The 20,341-nt window shown below is 75.9% G+C and carries 15 protein-coding genes; 4 read left to right on the top strand and 11 right to left on the bottom strand.

Annotation, left to right across the window (positions count from 1 at the left end):
* Positions 1-11 precede the first annotated feature (11 nt).
* Complete coding sequence (locus tag ACFPL3_RS21815) at positions 12-971, bottom strand: transporter substrate-binding domain-containing protein (RefSeq protein WP_343946553.1); 960 nt, start codon at positions 969-971, stop codon at positions 12-14.
* Entirely contained in the window at positions 968-2,308 is a 1,341-nt protein-coding gene (locus ACFPL3_RS21810; protein WP_379589601.1) for a hypothetical protein, read from the bottom strand. The genes ACFPL3_RS21815 and ACFPL3_RS21810 overlap by 4 nt, the downstream gene beginning before the upstream one ends.
* A 162-nt stretch (positions 2,309-2,470) precedes the next feature.
* On the opposite strand from ACFPL3_RS21810, the gene ACFPL3_RS21805 reads away from it, so the two are divergent.
* Positions 2,471-4,528 (top strand): acyltransferase family protein, encoded by a 2,058-nt coding sequence (locus ACFPL3_RS21805; protein WP_343943922.1) that lies wholly within the window; start codon positions 2,471-2,473, stop codon positions 4,526-4,528.
* A 16-nt stretch (positions 4,529-4,544) separates the two neighbouring features.
* Here the strand turns inward: ACFPL3_RS21805 and ACFPL3_RS21800 are convergent, their stop codons facing one another.
* Both ACFPL3_RS21800 and ACFPL3_RS21795 read right to left on the bottom strand, forming a co-directional pair.
* Positions 4,545-7,982, bottom strand: a complete 3,438-nt coding sequence (locus ACFPL3_RS21800; protein WP_379589600.1) for an ATP-binding cassette domain-containing protein — start codon at positions 7,980-7,982, stop codon at positions 4,545-4,547.
* Positions 7,983-8,087: 105 nt separating this feature from the next.
* Positions 8,088-8,816, bottom strand: a complete 729-nt coding sequence (locus tag ACFPL3_RS21795) for a LysM peptidoglycan-binding domain-containing protein (RefSeq protein WP_379589599.1) — start codon at positions 8,814-8,816, stop codon at positions 8,088-8,090.
* Positions 8,817-9,036: 220 nt separating this feature from the next.
* Here ACFPL3_RS21795 and ACFPL3_RS21790 point away from each other — a divergent pair, with 220 nt between their 5' ends.
* Together ACFPL3_RS21790 and ACFPL3_RS21785 are read left to right on the top strand one after the other, a co-directional pair.
* Positions 9,037-9,654 (top strand): tetratricopeptide repeat-containing protein, encoded by a 618-nt coding sequence (locus ACFPL3_RS21790; protein ID WP_343939995.1) that lies wholly within the window; start codon positions 9,037-9,039, stop codon positions 9,652-9,654.
* A 54-nt stretch (positions 9,655-9,708) separates the two neighbouring features.
* Complete coding sequence (locus ACFPL3_RS21785) at positions 9,709-11,325, top strand: amino acid permease (RefSeq protein WP_343939993.1); 1,617 nt, start codon at positions 9,709-9,711, stop codon at positions 11,323-11,325.
* A gap of 6 nt (positions 11,326-11,331) precedes the next feature.
* On the opposite strand, the gene ACFPL3_RS21780 is transcribed toward ACFPL3_RS21785, so the two are convergent.
* Both ACFPL3_RS21780 and ACFPL3_RS21775 read right to left on the bottom strand, forming a co-directional pair.
* Entirely contained in the window at positions 11,332-11,853 is a 522-nt protein-coding gene (locus ACFPL3_RS21780; RefSeq protein ID WP_343939992.1) for a DinB family protein, read from the bottom strand.
* Between the two features lie 79 nt (positions 11,854-11,932).
* Positions 11,933-12,325, bottom strand: a complete 393-nt coding sequence (locus ACFPL3_RS21775) for a hypothetical protein (RefSeq protein WP_343939990.1) — start codon at positions 12,323-12,325, stop codon at positions 11,933-11,935.
* 57 nt (positions 12,326-12,382) lie between these two features.
* Between ACFPL3_RS21775 and ACFPL3_RS21770 the strand changes: the two genes are divergently transcribed.
* Positions 12,383-12,985 (top strand): TetR/AcrR family transcriptional regulator, encoded by a 603-nt coding sequence (locus ACFPL3_RS21770; RefSeq protein ID WP_343939988.1) that lies wholly within the window; start codon positions 12,383-12,385, stop codon positions 12,983-12,985.
* Here the strand turns inward: ACFPL3_RS21770 and ACFPL3_RS21765 are convergent.
* The 5 genes from ACFPL3_RS21765 to ACFPL3_RS21745 form a co-directional block, all read right to left on the bottom strand.
* Positions 12,966-15,284 carry a phosphotransferase gene (locus ACFPL3_RS21765; RefSeq protein ID WP_343939986.1) on the bottom strand — a complete coding sequence of 773 codons (2,319 nt, stop codon included), beginning with the start codon at positions 15,282-15,284 and terminating at the stop codon, positions 12,966-12,968. The genes ACFPL3_RS21770 and ACFPL3_RS21765 overlap by 20 nt on opposite strands.
* A gap of 159 nt (positions 15,285-15,443) precedes the next feature.
* Entirely contained in the window at positions 15,444-15,776 is a 333-nt protein-coding gene (locus tag ACFPL3_RS21760; RefSeq protein ID WP_343939984.1) for a DUF3040 domain-containing protein, read from the bottom strand.
* Between the two features lie 142 nt (positions 15,777-15,918).
* Positions 15,919-16,746: a L,D-transpeptidase family protein gene (locus ACFPL3_RS21755; RefSeq protein WP_343939982.1), complete on the bottom strand. Its 828-nt coding sequence runs from the start codon at positions 16,744-16,746 to the stop codon at positions 15,919-15,921.
* Between the two features lie 157 nt (positions 16,747-16,903).
* Complete coding sequence (locus tag ACFPL3_RS21750; RefSeq protein ID WP_343939981.1) at positions 16,904-18,652, bottom strand: ABC transporter ATP-binding protein; 1,749 nt, start codon at positions 18,650-18,652, stop codon at positions 16,904-16,906.
* Positions 18,645-20,330 (bottom strand): ABC transporter transmembrane domain-containing protein, encoded by a 1,686-nt coding sequence (locus tag ACFPL3_RS21745; RefSeq protein ID WP_379589598.1) that lies wholly within the window; start codon positions 20,328-20,330, stop codon positions 18,645-18,647. Before ACFPL3_RS21745 ends, ACFPL3_RS21750 begins: the two co-directional genes overlap by 8 nt.
* Between the last annotated feature and the right edge of the window lie 11 nt (positions 20,331-20,341).

The following is a 20,341-nucleotide window of genomic DNA, read 5'->3' as shown; positions in this document are numbered from 1 at the left end:
ACGGCCGGGGGTCAGTCCCGGTAGACCGGGGGCAGCGGCGCGGGCACCGGGTCGAGCCTGCCGGTGTACCAGCGGCGGTTGCTCGCGGCGAGGCTGCCGTCGGCGCGTGCCTCCTCCAGCACGCCGTTGACGAACCGGACGAGGTCGGGCTCGTCGGGCCGCATGCCCACCGCGTAGCGGGTGGAGGCGAGCGTGCGGCCCACGACCCGCGTGTTGGGGTCCTGCGCGGCGAGCCCGGCGAGGATCACGTCGTCGCTCGACACCGCGGCGACGCGGCCGCGCTGCATCTCCAGCACGCAGTCGGGGATGCCGGGCAGCGTGCTGACCTGCAGCCCGAGGTCGCGCAGCACGATCTCGGTGGTGGAGCCGACCGAGGTGCAGACGGTGCGGTCGCCGAGGTCCGCGACCTCCTCGATCCCGCTGCCGAGCGGTACGAGCAGGCGCTGCTCGGCGGGCATGAACGGGGCCGAGAACTCCACGGTGCGCTGGCGTGCGCAGGTGACGGTGAAGCTGTTGACCACCACGTCCACCTGGTCGCGCTCCAGTGCGGCGGCGCGGTCGGCGATGTTCAGCACGACGTACTGGACGCGGTCCGGGTCGCCGAGGATCGCGTCGGCGATGCGGCGGACGATGTCGATGTCGGATCCGTCGAGGCCGCCGGTGAGCGGGTCGCGGTACCCGGAGAGGAACTTGCCCTGGTCCACGCCCGCGATGAGCCGGCCCCGCTCGGCGATCGCGGCCATCGTGGAACCGGCAGGCATCGCGCCCGGTGCGGGGAGCTGCCCCTGCGGCCGCAGGCTCTCGCGCACCTCGGTGCACTGCGGTGCCGGCGTGGCGGGCTCGCTCGCCGCCGCGGGGGGCGGCGGTGGGGCCCCGGTGGCTCCGGGCCCGGTGAGCGCGAGGCTGCCGAGGGCGAGCACGGCCCCCACCACGACGTAGACCGCGGGCCTGCGGGGGTTGACCGCGCTCATCGGTACTCCTCCACGCGCTGGGCGATGCCGGCCGCGGCCCCGGCGGCGGCCACCAGCGCGAGCACCGCGGGCCCGGCCGCGAGCCCGGTGAACGCGGCGCCCGCGGCGTCGGCCTCGGCCCGGAACGCGGCCCGCTCGGCGTCGATGGCCTCGCCCAGCGCCGCGCCGAGCCGGTCGAACGCGACACCGGACCCGCCCGGGCCGGCCCCGGTGGACGACGCCACGGCATCGCGGTAGCGGCCGCCGTCGTCGAGTTCGCGCAGGGCCCGGTGGGCGGAGTGCCACTCCTCGGCGGCGGCGCGGACGGCGGCGCTGCGCCCGCGCGAGCCGGGGTCGGCGGCTTCGGTGGCGGCGGCCAGGAGGCCGGGGTCGCCCGGCGCGCCGAGCACCGAGTCGATCGCGGCCGTGAAGCCCGAGTCGGCCGCGCCACCGCCGCGCGCCACGAGCACCAGGCTCTCGTTGCTGCGCGCCTGCAGCACGGCGGCCCGGGCGTCGTCGAGGGTGTCGGCCACCGCGCTGTGGCGGCCCGCCTCGGTGAGCCGGCCGCCGGCCACCGACGTGGCGAGCACCCACCACAGCAACGCCGCCGCGACGGCCCCGACGGCGACCACGAGCCCCACCGACAGCACCCGCTGGGTGCGCCTGCGCTCGCGCACCGCGGCGTCGAGCAGGGCGGCGAGCACCGCGACGCCGATCAGCAGGACGGCGATCGGCACGCTCCCCGCGCGGCCGTAGGTGTCGGTGAGGGCGGTGGCCTGCAGCGCGCGCACCCGGTCGACGGCGGGCAGGATCTCGCGGGCCATCAGCCGGGAGGCGCTGTCGAGGTAGGACTGCCCGAGCGGGTAGCCGAGCCCGTTGTAGGTGCGCGCGGACTCCACGAGCCCGGTGTAGACGGGCAGCTGCGCCGAGATCGTGCCGAGTGCGGGCGTGGCCGGGTCGTCGGAGGGCAGCAGACCCGCCGCGCGCACGAGCCGGGCCGTGGCGTCGGCGATGTCGCGGTCGTAGCGGGCGCGGATCTCGGCGGGCTCGCGCCCGCCGGACACGAAGCCGCTCGTGGCCATCGCGTCGGCGTCGGCGAGCGACCGGTACACCTCGGCGGCGTCGGCGTGCACGGCGGCGATGCGGGTGCTGCCCTCCTGCACGGCGGCGGTGCGCGCCGCCCCGTCCAGCAGGCTGACCACCCCGGCGGCCAGGCAGCCCAGCACCAGCACGGCGCCCACGCGGCGCAGCCGGTCGGGCGTGGTGGATCCGCCTGCGAGCAGGCGCAGCCGCCTGCGCAGCCCGCGGCCCGCGGCCGGTGCCTGCGGGCGCACGGCCGTGTCGACGTCCAGGCTCACTCGTCCCCCCGAGCGCTCGTACCCGGTGCTCAGCCTAGAGCCGGGCGGGCGACGCGGAGATCGAGATCAGGTCAGGATCCGGCGACGATCGACCGGCCGGTCGGCCCCCGCGCGCGGCGGCTTCCTAGGATTGGCCGGTTGGTTGCGGACGGGGAGGACTGCATGACGCCGCGTGAGCAGCAGGGCGGTCGCCCGCTGGTGGGTGCCGCCGTTGCCACCGGCTACCGCCCGGAGCTGCAGGGGCTGCGCGCGCTCGCGGTGCTGCTCGTGGCCGTCTACCACATCTGGGTCGGGCGGGTCTCCGGCGGCGTCGACGTCTTCTTCCTGGTCTCCGGGTTCCTGCTCACCGGGCAGCTGCTGCGCGCCGCCGAGCGCGGCGACCTCGACGCGCGGCGCCGCTGGGTGCGCAGCCTCTCGCGCCTCGTGCCGGCCGCGGCGGTGGTGCTGGTGGCCACCACGGTGGCCGCCGCCCTCGTGCTCCCCGAGGGGCGCTGGGGCCAGACGGTGCGCGAGATCGTGGCGGCCGCCCTGTTCCTGGAGAACTGGCAGCTCGCCGCCGACTCGGTGGACTACGCCGCGCGCAACAACGTGGAGAGCGTGGCCCAGCACTTCTGGTCGCTGTCGGTGCAGGTGCAGGTCTTCCTGCTGTGGCCGTTGCTGTTCGCCGTGGTGGCGCTGGCCTGCCGCAGCGTGGTGCGCGAGACCCGGGCCGCGGCGCTGCACCGCGCCGCCACGATGGCGCTGCTCGGCGTGTTCGTGACGTCGCTCGTGTACTCGGTGGAGCTGACGATCGCCAACCAGCCGCTCGCGTACTTCCACACCCTCACGCGGCTGTGGGAGTTCGCGCTGGGCGGGCTGCTCGCGCTGCACGGCGACCGGATCGTGCTCAGCGCCCGCCGCCGCGTGGCCGCGGGGTGGACGGGCGTGGTGGGGCTCGTGGCCTGCGGCGCGGTGATCCCGGTGGCGCAGGCGTTCCCCGGCATCGCGGCCCTGTGGCCCACGGGGTGCGCGGCGCTCGTGCTGCTGGCCGGCCGCACCGGCGCGCCGCTGGGCGCCGACCGGCTGCTCACCTCCGCCCCGGCGCGCTACCTGGGCGACATCAGCTACGGGCTGTACCTGTGGCACTGGCCGCTGCTCGTGCTCTACCAGCAGGCCACCGAGGAGCAGACGGTCGGGTTCGGCGCCGGCGCACTGATCATCACGGCGGCCGCGGGTCTGGCCGCGCTCACCCACGAGTTCGTGGAGAAGCCGCTGGCCCGGCGCCGGGGCGGGGCGCGCCAGCAGGCCCGGATCACGGTCGGGTGCACCGCCGCCGTGGTCGTCGTCGCGCTGGCCTGGCAGTTCTCCGCCGCGATGCGGCACGACCCGGAGGCCGCGGTCGGCGACGACGAGCACCCGGGCGCCCGCGCGCTGCTGATGGACGAGGAGCCGGCGCCCGCGCCGCTGCTGCCCTCGGCCATGGCCGTCACCGAGGACTGGGTGCGCATCGAGCGGTGGGACTGCTCGCCCATGGCGGGGTTCCCCATGGACGTCTGCGCGCAGCCGCTGCCCGTGGCCGAGGACACCCAGGAGCCGGTGCTGCCCGACCGGCGCATCGTGGTGGTCGGCGACTCGCACGCCCAGCAGCTCACCGGCGCGCTGCTGCCGATCGCGCAGCAGCACAACTGGCAGATCATCGTGATGGCCCGCGGGGCCTGCCCGTTCTCCACGGTCTCCGAGGTCAACCCGGACGAGGAGGACTGCCTGGCCTGGAACGCGGCTGCCGCCGACGAGATCACCGCGCTGCAGCCGGACGCGGTCGTCACGCTCGCCACGCGGGACGCGCGGGTCGGGCACACCGAGCAGACGCCCGCCGGGTTCGTGGAGCAGTGGCGCAAGCTCGACGAGCAGGGCATCCCGGTGCTCGCGCTGCGCGACAACCCCCGGTTCGACTGGTCGGTGCCCGACTGCGTGCAGACCCGCCCCGAGGACCTCGACGGCTGCGGTGTGGAGCGCGCGGCGGTCTACGCGCCGACCCCGCCCTGGGTCGACCTGCCCGACGTTCCGCCGAACGTCTCTTTCGTCGACATCGCCGATGCGGTGTGCGACACCGAGCGCTGCCCCCCGGTGATCGGAAACGTGCTCGTGTACATGGACGACAACCACCTCACCGCCACCTACAGCACGTCGATGGCCGACGTGCTCGCCTCCCGGATCGAGGAGGGCCTGGGCTGGCCGTGAGCCTGGGCCGGCCGCCTCAGCCGGCCAGGTGGCCCCAGCGGTCGGCGAGCTGCGACCACGGCCCGGTGGCCGCCACCCGCCCGTCCTCGAGCACCACCACGCAGTCGGCGCGGGCGAGCGCGGAGCGCTTGGAGCTGCAGCCCACCACCGTGACACCGCGGCGGCGCAGCGCGTCCCACAGCTCCACCTCGGTGCGGGCGTCGAGCGCCGAGGAGACGTCGTCGGCGACCAGCAGCTCGGCGTCGGTGGCGAGGGCCCGCGCGAGCGCGAGCCGCTGCACCTGGCCGCCGGACAGCCGCACGCCGCGGTGGCCGATCAGGGCGCCGTGCCCGCCCGCCTCCGCGACGTCGGCCTGCAACCGGGCGTCGTCGAGCGCGTCCTGCAGCGGCCGGTCGTGGTCGAGCGCGATGTTGTCGGAGAACGAGCCCGACAGCACGCGCGGGACCTGGTCGACGTAGGCCACCTGGCCGGGGCGCAGGAAGAGCTCCGGGTCGTCGACCTCGACGTCGTTCCACCGGATGCTGCCCTCGTGGTCGACCAGGCCGGCGAGACCGGCGAGCAGGCTGGACTTGCCCGACCCGACCCGCCCGGTGAGCAGCACGAGCGAGCCCGCGTCGATCGTGAGGTCGACGTCCTGCACGCCGACGGTGCCGTCGTCGTGCACGGCGGTGACGCGCTCGAGGGTGAGCCGCTTGAGCGGCACCCGGCAGGGCGCGACGGGTGCGGGCGCGGTGCCCGCGCGCAGGTCGACGCCTACCGGCAGGCGGACGAGGTCGGCGCCGCCCGCGAGGTCGGACGCCGCCTGCAGCCAGCGGCGGGCCACCGGGGCCTCGGTGACGGCCGCGCCGAACACCAGGCCGAACCAGCCGGATCCGGCCACGGTGGTGGTCACGAGCAGCGCGGTGGCGAGGTCCCAGCCGCCCGCGACGTGCACCGCCCAGGCCGTGACCACGCCGAGCTGCACCAGCAGGGCGGGCGCGCCCTCCAGCAGCATGCGCACCCGCTGCTCGCGCACCGCCGCCGTGACGCGCCGCTCGTCCACGCGGCGCAGGTGGGCCCGCACCGCGGGGGTGGCGGCGGCGAGCTTGACGGTGCGCGCGGCGTCGAGCACCGAGACGAGCGCGGCACCGAACCAGGCGCGCGCGTCGCCCGCCACGCGCGCCGAGGAGCCGGCGAGCGGGGCGCCGAGCGCCGAGACCGCCGCGGACACGAGCAGCACGGCGCCGAGCACCGCACCGGCGAGCACGCTGCGCCCGGCCACGGCCGTGACCAGCACGACGACGGCGCCGTTGACGACGTCGACCCAGCGGTCGACGTAGAGCACGAGGCGGTCGGAGTCGAGCGCCCGCGCCACCACCTCGCCCGCCGGGGTGCGGGCGAGTCGCCGTTGCATGGTCTGGCCGCACAGCACCGCCAGCCGCATCCGCAGGGTGACGGCCGACCACCACTGCGGGTAGGTGCGGAACGCGAGCGCGAGGGCGGCCGGCGCGAGCAGCAGGGTGGCCGCCAGTGCCGCTGCCACGCCCCAGGGAGCGCCGCCACCCTGCTCGAGCGTGGTGGCGAGCCGGCCCCACAGCAGGCCCGTGACGGCGCCGTACGCCCCCACCAGCGAGGCGGCGAGGAACGCGACCGCTCCCAGCACACCCCAGCGCGGATGGGCGAGCACCGCGCGCACCACCGTGGCGGCGAGCCGCGCACGCACCGGCGGGGGAGCGGGCTTCGGCGCCCGGCGCACGGCCGGGGCGAAGCGGGCCGGGGGTGCGGGCGGCGGCTCGTCCTCGCCCGCGGCGGCGAGCAGGTCGCGGAAGGGTCCCGGCGCGACGGCGAGCCGCGCGCGCTCGCCGTGCTGCACGAGGCGCCCGCCGTCGAGCACCGCCACCGCGTGGCAGCGCCGGGTGGTGGACAGCCGGTGCGCCACCACGATGCCGGTGCGCCCGTGCAGGAGCCGGTCGGCGGCCCGGGTGACACGGCGCTCGGTCTGCGGGTCCATGCGCGCGGTGGCCTCGTCGAGCACCACGACCGCGACGTCGCGCACGAGCAGCCGGGCGAACGCCACCAGCTGCTCCTCGCCCGCGGACAGCGTGGTGCCGCCCGTGCCGAGCCGCGTGCCCAGGCCGTCGGGCAGGGCCGCGACCCACTCGGTGAGGCCGAGCGCCTCCACGGCGGACTCCACCGCGGAGCGCGGCACGTCGTGGAAGAGGGTGATGTTCTCCTCGAGGGTCGCCGCGAGGATCTCGGTGCGCTGGGTGACCACACCGACCGCGCGCCGCAGGTCCTGCAGGTCGGTGGTGGTGACGTCCTGCCCGGCCACGAACACCGTGCCGGGCGGCGGGTCGACCGCGCGCGAGAGGAGCGCGGCGAGGGTGGACTTCCCGGCGCCGGTGCGCCCGACGAGCGCGCAGGTGGTGCCCGCGGCAACGGTGAGGTCGATCGACCGCAGCGCGAACCCGCCCGGGTAGCCGAACGTCAGGCCGCGGACCTCCACGGCGGCCGGGCCCGCCGGCACCGGGCGGCCGTCCACGGGTTCCTGCGGAGCGGCCAGCAGGGCGCGCACGCGGTGCAGCGCGCCGAGCCCGGCCTGCACCTCGGGCATCTGCATCGCGATGTTGTTCAGCTGGCCCGCGAACGCGGTGACCAGCAGCCACAGCGTCACCAGCTCGGCCACCCCGAGGACGCCCCCGCTCACGGCCGCGACGCCCGCCACGGCGAGCGCGGCGAGCATCCCGTGCAGCACCAGACCGCTGCGCAGCCCCACTCGGGTGGAGGCGGCGCAGGTGGCCGCGACCCGGCGCAGCACCTCGCGGGAGCGGATCGCGTACTGGCGCACGACGTGCGGCTGGCCGAGCGAGGAACGCACGTCGTCGCGCCCGGCGACGGCCTCCTCCAGCTGGGCCGAGTGGTCCGACCACGCGGCCTCCTCGGCGAGCTTGCGCTCGGCGACGACCGCCGTGAGCGGGCGCACCAGCGCGGCCGCCAGCAGCGCGACGAGGGGGAAGGCGAACCAGGCCGGCCACCAGGTGAGCCCGGCGACCACCCAGGCGAGCACGGAACGCAGCGCGGCGTGGCTCAGGTGCCACCCGGAGCGCCGCACCAGCACGCCGAGCTGGCGGGCGTCGTCGTCGACGCGGTCGAGCACCTCGCCCACCGCCTGCTCCTGCAGCGCGGGCAGCGGCTGGCGCAGCGCGGCGTCGAGAAGGTCGGCGCGCAGCCTGCCCTCGGCGCGCCCGATCACGCCGGAGAAGGCGGTGCGGCCCGCGGTGTCGAGCGCGGTGGCGGCCACCAGCAGCGATCCGAGCAGGACGACGAGCCCGGTGGTGGGGTGCTCGGCCAGGCGCCCGGCCACCACGGCGCCTGCCGTCTCGGCCACCGCGGCGACGCAGGCGAGCGCGGCGACCGCGGTGGTGGTGCTCCCCGCGAGGCGGCGCCAGGTCAGCGTGCGGTCGCTGCGCTCCATGCCCCCCGGCCCGTGCCCCCGACCGGCCCTGCGCCGGTCACCGCACGCTAACCGGGCGGCGGCGCCGGGCGCGCCCGGTTTCCCGGCCGGTGGTTCCCGGGCCGGTCAGGAGATGCGCAGCCGCCCGCCCGCGACGATCCGGTCCGCGTCCATGATGTGCGGGTTGAGGCGCAGCAGGTGGGAGACCGTGACGCCGTGGCGGGAGGCGAGCCCGGTGAGGGTGGCGCCCTCCGGGATCACCACCTCGTTCTGCGGCGCGGGCCGGATCTCGAGGGTGGCGCCCGCGCGGATCACGTCCGGGTCGGCGATGCCGTTCTGCTCGGCGATGCGTTCCAGCGGCACCTGGTAGCGCAGCGCGATGCGGGCGAGCGTCTCGCCCGGCTGCACGGTGTGGGTGGCCGGACGGCCGGCTTCGGGCGGTGCGGGCCGCGCCGGCTCGGGGCGGGACGGATCGGCGCTGGGCGGATCGGTGCGGGGCGGATCGGTGCGGGGCGGTTCCGGCTCGGCCGCTCGCGGGGGCACGTCCGGGCCGGTGGACGTGGCGGGTGCCCGCGGCGTGCTGGGCCGGGGCGGCGGTGCAGGCACGGCGGCCTCGGCGGGCGGCTCGCCGACCGGGGTGGTGGGCGCGGCGGGCTGCGCGTTCGGCCCGGACGGCTGGGACGACGACTGCGACGCGGCGATCGCCGCGATCACGGCTGCGGCCACCGGGACGGCGGCGAGCGCTCCGATCAGCGCCTGCCTGCCGGTGAACCGGGGCCCACCGGACTGGGTGCGCGCCTCGGACGCCGCGGTCTCGAGGTCGCGCCGGAGGCGCTCGTGATCGGGCTCGTTCATCGCGCGTATTGTGCATCCCTCGATCGGGCGATGCTCACCGGGTCGGCTCAGCGGACGGTGGTCACATCTGGGCGCACGATGCTTGCGCGCCCCTCGGTCGATCAGGTTGACTTGACACGTTCGGCCGAGCGGTCGTCACGCAACGTGGCGGCCCCGTTCCTCGTTGGGGGTCTGGATGCCCTGGTGGTCCAGGGAGGCAGAGGACGGTCCCGTCGCTTCGGTGGACGGGGGCCGGCCCCCGTCGCGGGCCGGCGCTCCCGAGCGGGGGAGCGTGCAGGAGCTGGCCGTGCGCAACGCGCGCGCGGCGGCGCTGTTCAGCGCGGGCAACCCGCGTGAGGCGGCGGACATCTTCGAGGACACCCTGCGCGGGTGTCGCGCGCTGCTCGGCCGCGACCACCACGCCACGCTCACCGTGGCGGGCAACCTCGGCGCCGCGCGGATGTCCGCGGGCAGGCGGCGCGAGGGCATCACCCTGATCGCCGAGAACGTGGCCGACCGCGCGCGGGTGCTCGGCGACGAGGACCCGCGCACGCTCACCGCCCGCGACGCGCTCGCGGTGGCCTACCGGCTGGCCGGCGACGTCGACGACGCCGTCGAGCTGTCCGGCCAGGTCACCGCCCAGCGCAGGCGCACGCTCGGCCCGGCCCACCCCGACACGCTCACGTCCCGCATGGGGCTGGCGCGGGCCCAGGCCGCCGCGGGCGACCTGGAGGCGGCCACCGCCCTGCTCGGCGCCGCCGTGCAGGACGCGGAGCAGGCGCTCCCGCCGCGCCACCCGCACCTCACCGCCCTCGTCGAGTGCGCCGAGGCCATCGGCATGACCCGGCGCGAGGGGTAGCGCCGCCCCCGAATCCCCCGAGCTCCCCAGACTCCCCAGAACCGAGGCTCTACCATGTCGACCCCGACCGGCTACCTGACGAGAGAGCGCGAGACCGCGCGGAGCGACGAGGCGCTGCTGCTGCGCCTGGGCTACTCGCAGGTGCTCTACCGCCAGATGGGCGGGTTCTCGAACTTCGCGATCTCGTTCACGATCATCTCGGTCCTCGCGGGGTGTCTGACCTCGTACTACCTCGCGTTCAACAACGGCGGCCCGATCGCGATCACGTGGGGCTGGCTGCTGGTCGGCGCGTTCTGCGTGGTCGTCGCCATGGCGATGGGGGAGATCGCCTCCGCCATGCCCACCGCGGGCGCGCTGTACTTCTGGGCGTCGAAGCTGGGCGGACCGGCGTGGGGCTGGTTCACCGGCTGGTTCAACCTCGTCGGCCAGATCGCCGTCACCGCCGCCATCCAGTACGGGTCGGCGACCTTCATGACGGCGCTGCTGAACCTCTGGTTCCCCAGCCTGTTCGGCACGGACACCACTACGATCTTCCTCGTGTTCACCGCGATCGCGGCGGGGCAGCTGGGCCTGAACCTGCTCAACGTCAACCTGCTCTCGCGGCTGAACACCCTGTCCGCGTGGTGGCACATGGCCGGGGTCGCGCTGATCGTCGTGATCCTGCTGCTCGTGCCCACGGAGCACCAGTCGGTGGCGTTCGTGTTCGGCGAGGTGATCAACAACTCCGGGTTCTCCGACACGAACACCTGGTTCGTGTTCGGCCTCGGGCTGCTGATGGCGCAGTACACCGTCACCGGGTACGACGCCTCCGCGCACATGAGCGAGGAGACCCGCGGTGCCTCGCGCGCCACGGCGCTCGGGATGATCTGGGCGGTGGCCGCGTCCGTGGTCTTCGGCTTCATCCTGCTGGTCGCGGTGACGTTCGCCGTGCCGGACGTGCAGGGCACGCTGGACGCGGGCGGCATGGCCGTGGTGTACATCTGGACCGAGGCCACCAACGAGACCTGGGCCGAGTTCATGCTGATCATCGTGGTGATCGCGCAGCTGTTCTGCGGCACCGCGTCGCTGACGTCGGCGTCCCGGATGCTGTTCGCGTTCTCCCGCGACCGCGCGGTGCCCGGCTCGCGGCTGTGGCGCCGGGTGGGCGCCAACCGGGTGCCGGTGAACTCGGTGATCGCGATCGCCGTGGCGTCCTGGGCGCTGATGATCCCGACCCTCGCCAACGGCGTGGTCGGTTACGCGGTGGGCACCTCGATCGCCGTGATCGGCCTCTACATCGCGTTCGCGCTGCCGATCATCCTGCGCATCAAGGCGGGCGACAAGTTCGAGCCCGGTGCCTGGAGCCTCGGCGGGCACTACAAGTGGGTGTCCACGATCGCGGTGATCTGGATCGGCGCGGTCTGCGTGCTGTTCCTGATGCCGATCTCGCCGAACGGCATCCCCGGCGCGGAGGACTTCGCCTGGGAGTCGGTGAACTACGCCCCGATCACCGTGGGCGGCGCACTGCTCCTGTTCGGCGGCTGGTACTTCCTCTCGGCCCGCAAGTGGTTCACCGGCCCGGTCCGCGAGACCCGCAGCCCCGAGGACTACGCCTCCGTCGCGCGTGAGAACGGCCGCCCGCCGCAGCAGCCGCCGCACCAGCAGTGGCGTGAGCCCGTCCGGCCCTACTGACGGGCCCTACTGACGAGCGCCGGCGGCGCGCAGCAGCCGCAGCTGCCCGAGCTCGGCGGTGTTCTTCATCAGCTCGGCGTTGGCCCAGGCCAGCACCTGCGCCACGGTCATGCCCGCGTCCGCGGGCCACGGGAAGGCGGCGGGTGCGGCGAGGTCGGCGTCGGTGAGGCCCCCGAGCGCGCCGGCCCAGTCGTCGCGCAGGTCGCGCAGCCAGCCGGCCACGCCGGCGGGCCCCGGCCACGCCACCGCCTCCCGGTCGCGCGGGGCCCGGCCGCGCAGGTGGTCGGCCGACACGCCCCACCACCAGCCGAGGTGCCACGTCACCCAGGCGATCGTCGGCACCGGGACGGGATCGGGCTCCACGTCGGCCCAGTCCGGGGACCAGCTGCCGTCGGCACCGCGCCGGACGGTCCAGCACAGCGGTGCCGGCTCCCACAGGACGTCGTCGACGGCCAGGCGGTCGAGGTGGTACTCGGTCAGCGACCAGGTGAGGTCGAACTGCCAGCGCAGGAGCTCGCGGGTCGGCACCCGGTGATCATCCCGGGGTGCCGCGGCCCCCGCACCCCGATTGCGGCCGCACGTCCTGCGCCGCCGTCGTGAACGCGGGTCACGCGGCGCGGGAGCGGGGCGCCGAGGGCACGGTCACCCCGGTGGTGCGGCGCACGAGCTCGCGTTCCGCCGCCTGAGCCGCAGCCAGTGCGGGCACGTCGGCGTGGGCGTCGAGGAGCGCGCGCACGCCGCGGCCGCCGGTCGACGGGTCGGCCCACAGCTGGGCGACGCGCGCGTCGAGGTCGGCGGGGGAGTCCTCGAGCAGGGCGTCGAGGCGGGCGAAGAAGGCCGTGCGCCACCGGTGGTGCAGGGCGAGCAGGAACGCCTCGGCGCCGCCGAACGCGGCCACGACGTCGTCCCGGCGGGTGATCTCGGGGCGGCCCGTGCGGGCGACCTCCGCGAGGACCTCGCGGACCAGCAGGAACTTCGGGGACATGACGTCGGTCTCCAACGCTGCGACGGTGACATACACAGAGTACGTACTCCGAGTATGTCGTAGACTCACCGCATGTCAAGGCCGAAGAGCCGCCGCGAGCTGTACTCCGAAGCCACGCGCGCGGCGCTGCTCGACACGGCCGCGGCGATGTTCGCCGAGCGCGGCTTCGCACGGACATCGCTCGACGACATCGCGGTGGCCACCCAGGTCACCCGCGGGGCGGTGTACCACCACTTCGAGAGCAAGCAGGCGGTGTTCGAGGCGGTCTTCGACCGGCTCGAGCAGGACATGATGGCGCGGGTGTCGGCGGCGGCCGCCGGGCAGCCCGACCCGTGGCAGGCCGGCATGGCCGCGCTCGAGTCGTTCCTCGACCTGTGCTGCGAGGACCGGTACGGGCGGCTGTGCTGGCTGGAGGGCCCCATCGCGCTCGGCTGGGACCGGTGGATGGACTACGAGAAGAAGTACGCCTTCGCGTTGATCGACGCCTTCCTGGCGGCGGCCCGCGACGCGGGGATGCTCGCACCGCTGCCCGCGTCGGTCACCAGCCAGCTCGTGTTCCACCTGCTCGGTGGGGTCGGCCGCACGATCAGCGAGGCGGCCGAGGAGGACCGCAAGGCGGCACGTGACGGGTGCGCGGTGACGATCCGCGCGATGCTCAACGGCCTGCGCGCATAGCCGCCGCCGGTGCCGGGCGCCCGGCCTCGAGCAGCTCGGCGGCCCCCTGCACGACCACCCGCACGTTGCGGCGGTTCCACACCGGGTTGGCCGCCATCCGCTGCGAGCGCGACACGCACGCGCTCACGTGCTCCAGCCAGCCGAGCAGCACCAGCACCTCGGGGGCCAGGACGTTGCCGCCGAGCGCGTGCTGGCACCCGACGATCACCTCGGCCTCGGCCCGCGGCACCTGCGCGAGCCAGCGCAGCACCACCGGGCCGAACTCCTCGCCCGACGCCATCGCCTCGGCCATCGGCACGAACGTCGCGACGTCGAGCACCGACAGGCCGTCGGGGCGGGCGGTGCACCAGTCGACGATCGCGCTCACCCGCCCGTCGGGCGCGGCCAGCAGGTTCACCGGCAGGTAGTCGCCGTGGGCCCAGCCGACGGCGACGATCTGACCGCGCAGCCGGGCGTCCAGCGCCGCGGCGATGCGGGCGGTCTCATCGCGCAGGCCCGCCGGCAGCGTGCGGGCGAGCGCGGCGAAGCGCTGGTGCACCCAGGCGTCGAGCTCCTCGTCGCCGACCCGACGCAGCGTGGCGGTGGTGCGGTGCAGCTCGCTGATCGCCCGCACCGCGGAGGACAGGAAGGCGCCGCGGCGCGCGTCGTCGGCCAGCGCGTCGGGTCCGCACCCCCCGGGCAGCAGGCTCTCGGCCACGCAGTAGGCGTTGCCCACCTCTGCGGTGCCGAGGACACGCGGGATAAGCGGCGTCCAGTGCTGCAGGCGCGGGTCGGCGTGCAACGCGGCCAGCACGGCCGTCTGCTGCCGCAGCTCCTGCTGCCCGTTGGCGGTCTCGGCCGCCTTGAGCAGCGCACGGCGCTCGCCCGCGGGTCCCACGGCGACCACCACCGTCTCGGACCCGCCGCCCATCGCGTCGCCGACCGACCAGTCCGGCGGGGCGCCGAGCCGGCGCAGGCCGTCGGGGCCGATGCGGCGCATGAGGGCCGAGCTGTGCAGGGCGTCGAGCCACCGTCCGGGCGGCCCGGGGACCCACGGCGCGTTCGCGACCAGCACGACGGCAGCCACGAGGCACTGCGCCGCCAGCCAGGCCAGCCCGACCGCCAGCACCCCCAGGTGCGGCATGAGCACCCAGGCGAGCCCGATCGTGAGCACCGACAGCGAGGTGGGCACCCCGAACTGCACGAGCCGGTGCTGGCGGACGCGGGCCGTGCTGGTGGCGGCCGCTGTGACCACGTTCGGGATCGCGGACAGGGCGACGAGCGCGAGCGCCCCCGTGCCCGTGTCGGCGTAGTGCGGCCCGAACAGGGCCAGCACCAGCGGCGCCCCGAGGGCCAGCACGAGCGCCACCGGGGTGACGAGCGTGAGCCCGCGGCGCACCGTCTCCCGCCGGGCCTTCTCGACCTGCGCCGGGTCGGCCGCGCTGTGGGCGATCATCGACTGGCCCATGCCCGAGGGCACCATGTACAGCGCCAGCCCGAACTGCCACACCATGTTGTAGGCGGCCGCCGCCTCGGCACCCAGGCGCCCGAGCACCAGCACGGGCAGCCCCATCATGGCGGCCTGCCAGAACAGGGCACCGACGTAGTCGGCGCCGATGAACCGGCCGATGGCCCCGACGGTGACGGGCACGGCGCGGTCGGCCGTGCGCCTGCCGTGCGCGGGCAGCAGGCTCAGCAGCAGCCAGAGGTTGATCGGCAGCACGACGATGGCCGTGGCGACCACCCAGGACAGGGCGATGCCGCCGGGCATCGCCGCGAGCGCGACCACGACCAGCAGGCCGACCTTGAGCACGGAGAAGACGACGTTCTGGAGCGGCACGGAGGTGGCGCGGCCCACGGCGGTGAGGACGTAGGGCTGCAGGCTGAACAGCGTCCAGACCGGGCAGCTCACGGCGAAGAAGGCCACCAGGGGGCCGTAACCCGCCACGTCGACGAGCTCCGGGGCCCACCAGATCGCGCCGAGCGCGAACCCCGCACCCGCGAGGGCGGACACGGTGATCGCCACCAGGAAGCCGAGCACCACGAGCCGCCTGGCCGCGGTGCCGGCGACGGGGACGAACCGCAGCAGCGCGTGCGACATGTTCAGGTGGGCGATGCCGCCGACCAGCATCAGCGACGACAGCGCCACCGCGTTCACGCCGACGACGTCGGCGGGGAACATCTGCGCCGCGAGCATCCAGTAGAGCAACCCGACCGCGGCGGTGACCCCGGAGCTGAGCACGAGAGCGAGACCGTCGCGGTGCTGCGGTGCCCGCCAGCCCTGCACCAGGCCCTTCAGTCGCGCGACCGCAACTGCCACTTTCGCGCCTCCACCGAGTCCGGGCTCTACACCACCGTCGTGAACATCATGTGGACGGCGCTCCAACAGGCGCTGTCCGCGGCACATCCTGCCTGAGTGCCTGTTCTGTCCGCCCTGGGCCCCGTCGAACGGATTCGACGCCCGGTGGGTCGCGGGAGCTCAGCGGTCGTCGGAGGAGGGCGGATCGAGCTTCTCGAGAACCCGCAGCAGCACCCAGGGCACCACGACCACGCAACTGATCACGGCCAGGAACGCCCACACCACGGCGGGTACCAGGCCGGCCACGGCGAGCACCAGCACGAAGGAGACGACCAGGAATCCCGTCTCCACGACGCCCGGCGGCACCGGCGCCGCGGCGGTGAGCTGGGCCATCTCACGGGCGAGCCGCGGCGACTCCGCCTCGAGGTCCCGCTCGATGCCCGCGAGGATCTCCCGCTCCCAGGGCGAGAGGCCGGGCGACTCGCCCGGACCGGGAACCATCGGCGAGGACATGGCGGCCGATCCTCCCCACGTGCGTGGCGCTGGACTCGACGGGTCCATTTTACGCCGTGCGTCCGGTCGGGCGTCGCCGTCCGGTTCCGCCGGGATCGTCGGACCGGCGTGCTCGAATGGCGCTCTTCAGCCCTCGCGTGGCTCAGTAGACGGTCACCTCGGTGCCCACCGGGGCCACGTCGCTGGACCACAGCAGGTCCATGGCGGAGTTGGTCAGCCGCACGCACCCGTGCGAGGCGGGCTCGGCGGGGATGGAGCCGGAGCCGTGCACGGCGATGCCGCCGTGGAAGTACTTGGGCCGGTAGAGCACCCCCAGCTCGGCGCGGCGCACCCCGTTGATCTGCCGCTCGATCTCGTAGCTGCCGCGGGGGGTGCGGGCCACCCCGCTGCCGCCGGAGGGGCGGTCGTAGGCCTCGCCGCTGCCGGTGGAGGTGTTGAACGTCCAGAGCACCCGCCCGTCGCGCACCACCAGCAGGAGCTGGCGTTCGAGGTCGACCTCGAGGTGGTCGTCCTCGGTGGTGCGCGGGGCCGGGCGCGTGGCGTCGGGGAGCCGTTCGCGGGTGACGGGCCCGGCGATGCCGTCGCGGTCGAGGCCCTCGGCCTTCTGGAACGCCATCACGGCCTGGCGGGTGAGCTGCCCGTAGTGCCCGTCGATCTCGCCGAGCCAGTAGCCCAGGTCGGTGAGGCGTTGCTGGACCTCCTGCACGGCCGGGCCGTACGAGTCGAGGTCCAGCACCTCCTCCTCCTCCTCCGGCTCGGGCGCGGGGGAGGTGGGCGGCGTCGGCGGCAGCACCGGCGGGGGCGTGGCGGAGGGGGCCGGCGCACCGGGCGGGAGGGTGTCGGGGGACGGGCCGAACGCGCCGCCGCAGCCGCCCGCGAGAGCGAGGCCCGCCGCCAGCACCAGGGTGACCGCGAGCCGGAACGGCGTGCGGGCGGTGGCGCGGGCTGCGGTGGCGGGGTCGGCGGTCATGGGTGCTCCTCGGATCCTGGAACGATCATGCCCGGAGGAGTGCTCGGTGACACGCCACGGCGGCTGCCACCGCGGCCCCCGACCGGTCAGCATCGTGGAGATCATCCTGCACGCCGGGGCGTGAGCCGTGCATATCGCACGGAGGCGCGCGGGGATGTCACCCGAGATGTCGGGTTCCACCCGCCTGCCACGACCGCCACAGCGCGGCGTAGGCGCCGTCTGCCGCGAGCAACGCCTCGTGCGTGCCGAGCTCGGTGATGCGCCCGTCGCGCAGCACCGCCACCCGGTCGGCGTCGTGCGCGGTGTGGAGGCGGTGGGCGATCGCCACCACGGTGCGCCCGGCGAGCGCGGCGGCGAGCGCCCGTTCGGTGCGGCGGGCCGTGGCCGGGTCCAGGAGCGCGGTGGCCTCGTCCAGCACCACGGTGTGCGGGTCGGCGAGCACCACGCGGGCGAGCGCGAGCTGCTGGGCGAGCCGGCCGTCCCCCGTGGGCGCACCGGAGCCCAGCCGCGTGTCGAGCCCGTCGGGCAGCTCGTCGAGCAGGCCGCCGACGGTGGCGAGCGCGGCGCGCAGCGCGTCGTCGTCGGCGTGCGGGGCGGCGAGGAGCAGGTTGTCGCGGACGGTGCCCAGGAACACGTGGTGCTCCTGGGTCACCAGCACGACGTGGCGGCGGCGCTCGGCGCGGTCGAGATCGGCCACGGGCACCCCGCCCACCGTGACCGACCCGGTGCGCGGCGCCTCCAGCCCCGCCAGCAGCCGGCCGAGGGTGGACTTGCCCGCCCCCGACGGCCCCACCAGCGCGATCCGCTCGCCGGGGCGCAGGTCCAGGTCGACGCCGCGCAGCGCGTCGCAGGCGTGCCCCGGGTAGGCGAACCGCACGTCGCGCACCGACACGCGCACGCCCCGGGGCCGGGGCGCGGGTCGAGGTGTGGGCACCGCCCCCGCCACGCCCTCCACGCGGGCGAACGCGGCGGTGCTGCGCTGCAGCTGGTCGACCTGCCAGAGGATGGTGTTGAGCGGGGTGGCGAGCTGCAGCAGGTAGAGGGCGGCGGTGGCCACGGCGCCCAGGGTCACGGCGCCGCGGGCGAGCAGCACACCACCCACCAGCAGCACCGCGGCCACCGGGAGCACGTGCGAGACGTCCACCGCCGGGAACAGCACGCTGCGCAGCGCGAGCGTGCGTTCCCGGGCGCGCCGTGCGGTGGCGATCGCCCGGTGGCACGCGGCCACCCGGCGTTCCTGCAGCCGCAGTGCCTCCACCGTGCGGGCGCCGGCCACGGTGGCGGTGAGGACCTCGGCGAGCTGCGCGGAGGCCGCACCCTCGGCGAGGTACGCGCCGTGGGCGCGGCGCAGGTACCAGCGCGCGGCGCACCCCGTCCCGGCGAGCCCCACGAGGCTGCACGCGCCCAGCGGGGGAGCCACCACCGCCACCGCTGCCAGCAGGAACACCGCCTGCACCGCCGCGATGAGCAGCTCTGGCCCCGTGTCGCGCAGTGTGACGGCGAGCGCGGCCACGTCGCCGGTGCCGCGGGCGGCGACCTCGCCGGTGCCCGCCCGTTCCACCACGCCCGTCGGGAGGCGCAGCACCCGCTCGACGAAGCGTTCGCGCACCCGGGCGAGGGTCCGCTCGCCGAACCGGTGGGCGATCCGGCGGGCGTGGCGGGCCAGCACGAGCTGGACCAGCCCGCAGGCCACGATGCCCAGCGCCAGCCGGTCGACGGCGTCGGGGCCGCTCCCGGCCCGCACCTCGTCGAGGATGCGGCCCACCAGCCAGGGGCCGGCGAGCCCCGCGGCGGCGGCGAGCGCGGTGAGCACCAGCGTCGCGGCGACTGCCCCCGCGTCGGCCCGCACGAGGCCCAGCCCCGCCCGGCGGGCCGTGGCCGGGTCGGCGACGGGCAGCTCATCCACGATCGACCACCTCCCGGTACGCTGGGTCGGCGAGCAGCTCCTCGTGCGTGCCGGTGGCGGCCACGCGCCCGTCGCGCAGCAGGTGCACCACGTCGGCGTGGGCCAGCAGCAGCGGCGACGCCGTGGTGACGAGCGTGGTGCGGCCCATCCGGGCGGCGCGCAGCCCGGCCGCCACCGCGGCCTCGGTGGGCGAGTCGAGCGCCGAGGTGGGTTCGACGGCGAGCAGCACCTCGGGGTCGGCGACCAGCGCGCGGGCCAGGCGCACCCGCTGGCGCTGGCCCCCGGACAGGTTGCGCCCGTCGGCGTCGACGCGCCCCGCGAGGCCCTCGGGCCGCCCGTGCACGACCTCCTCGGTGACCGCGGCGGCCGACAAGGCACGCAGCGCCGCGGCGTCGGAGTCGGTGTGTGCGCCGTCCACCGCTCCCCGCCCGGCGAGGACCTCGCGCAGCGGCCCGGCGAACAGCGCGGCGTCCGGGTCGGCCACCAGGATCCGCCGCCGGACCTCGGTGGCCGCGACAGCGTCGATCCGGATCCCGCCCCAGGTCGTGTCGCCCTCGGCGTAGCCGCCGAGGCGGTCCACCAGCGCCGCGGCGTCGGCCGGGCGGGTGCTCACCACGGCGGTGAACGTGCCCGGCGCGAGCTCCACGCCGGAGGCGGGATCGCGCAGGGGGGCGGGCGCGGGCGGGCCGGGCGCCCCGCCGTCCGGGGGCGGGGTGAGGGCGAGGAACCGGGCCACCCGGTCGGCGGCCACCCAGCCCCTGCTGAGCTGGTGGCCACCCTCGATGAGCGTGGCGACGGGAGTGACGAGCAGCGCCGCGTAGCCGTACACGGCGAGCAGGTCGCCCACCGTCATGGCGCCCGCGGCGGCCGTGCGTGCGGCGACCCAGGTGACGGCACCGACGAACAGGATCGGCAGCCCGGCCCCGACCGCCTCGATCCAGCTGGTGATCGCCCCGACCCGGTACCCCTCGGCGCGCAGCTCGCGGGACGTGGCCCGGAAGCGCCGCGCGACCACGTCCTCGCCCCCGAGCCCGGCCAGCACGCGCAGCCCGCCCGCGACGTCCAGCAACCGCGCGGTGAGCCCGGCCTGCCGCACCCGGTAGGTGCCCTCGACGGTGCGCAACCGGGCCAGGAGCGGTGCGAGGCACGCGGCCGCGACCGGCCCGCCGATCAGCACGACCACGGCGAGCGGCGGCGACACGAGCCCCATCAGCACGGCCACCAGCAGGTAGGCGATCACCGCTCCCACGCTGGGTCCGGCCACCGTGAGCGCGGTGCTCACGGTGGCGATGTCGGCGAGGCCGATGCTCGCGACCTCAGCCGCCGAGGTGCGGCGGTGCAGGCCGGCGCCCAGCCGGGTGGCGTGCAGGAGCAGCGCGTGGGCGAGGCGGAACGCCCCGTCCATCCGCACCCGCGACATCGTGCGGTGCCGCAGGATGTTCAGCACGGCCGCGGCGACGCCCGCGGCGAGCAGCGCCCCCGACCAGCCGAGGAGCGCCGCTCGGTCGGCGGCCGCGAGCCCCTCGTCGACGGCCCGGCCGAGCAGGAAGGGCGCCAGCACGAGGCTGGTCATCGACAGCGTGCCGAACACCGCTCCCGCGGTCACCCGCCCCCGCTGGCGCACCACGAGCCACCACAGCACCCCGGCCGGGCCGGAGTGGGCCGGCGCGTCCTCCACCGGCCCCCCTC

Origin of the sequence: Pseudonocardia zijingensis (genome assembly GCF_042657305.1) — a bacterium.
Classification (GTDB): domain Bacteria; phylum Actinomycetota; class Actinomycetes; order Mycobacteriales; family Pseudonocardiaceae; genus Pseudonocardia; species Pseudonocardia zijingensis.
This window is presented reverse-complemented; position numbering and strand designations above follow the sequence as displayed.

What these genes read in the sequence shown, in the direction of transcription:
- ACFPL3_RS21805 (WP_343943922.1), top strand. Translation starts at nt 2,471, where the DNA reads ATGACGCCGCGTGAGCAGCAGGGCGGTCGCCCGCTGGTGGGTGCCGCC.
- ACFPL3_RS21800 (WP_379589600.1), bottom strand. Translation starts at nt 7,982, where the DNA reads ATGGAGCGCAGCGACCGCACGCTGACCTGGCGCCGCCTCGCGGGGAGC.
- ACFPL3_RS21770 (WP_343939988.1), top strand. Translation starts at nt 12,383, where the DNA reads ATGTCAAGGCCGAAGAGCCGCCGCGAGCTGTACTCCGAAGCCACGCGC.
- ACFPL3_RS21785 (WP_343939993.1), top strand. Translation starts at nt 9,709, where the DNA reads ATGTCGACCCCGACCGGCTACCTGACGAGAGAGCGCGAGACCGCGCGG.
- ACFPL3_RS21760 (WP_343939984.1), bottom strand. Translation starts at nt 15,776, where the DNA reads ATGTCCTCGCCGATGGTTCCCGGTCCGGGCGAGTCGCCCGGCCTCTCG.
- ACFPL3_RS21815 (WP_343946553.1), bottom strand. Translation starts at nt 971, where the DNA reads ATGAGCGCGGTCAACCCCCGCAGGCCCGCGGTCTACGTCGTGGTGGGG.
- ACFPL3_RS21795 (WP_379589599.1), bottom strand. Translation starts at nt 8,816, where the DNA reads ATGAACGAGCCCGATCACGAGCGCCTCCGGCGCGACCTCGAGACCGCG.
- ACFPL3_RS21755 (WP_343939982.1), bottom strand. Translation starts at nt 16,746, where the DNA reads ATGACCGCCGACCCCGCCACCGCAGCCCGCGCCACCGCCCGCACGCCG.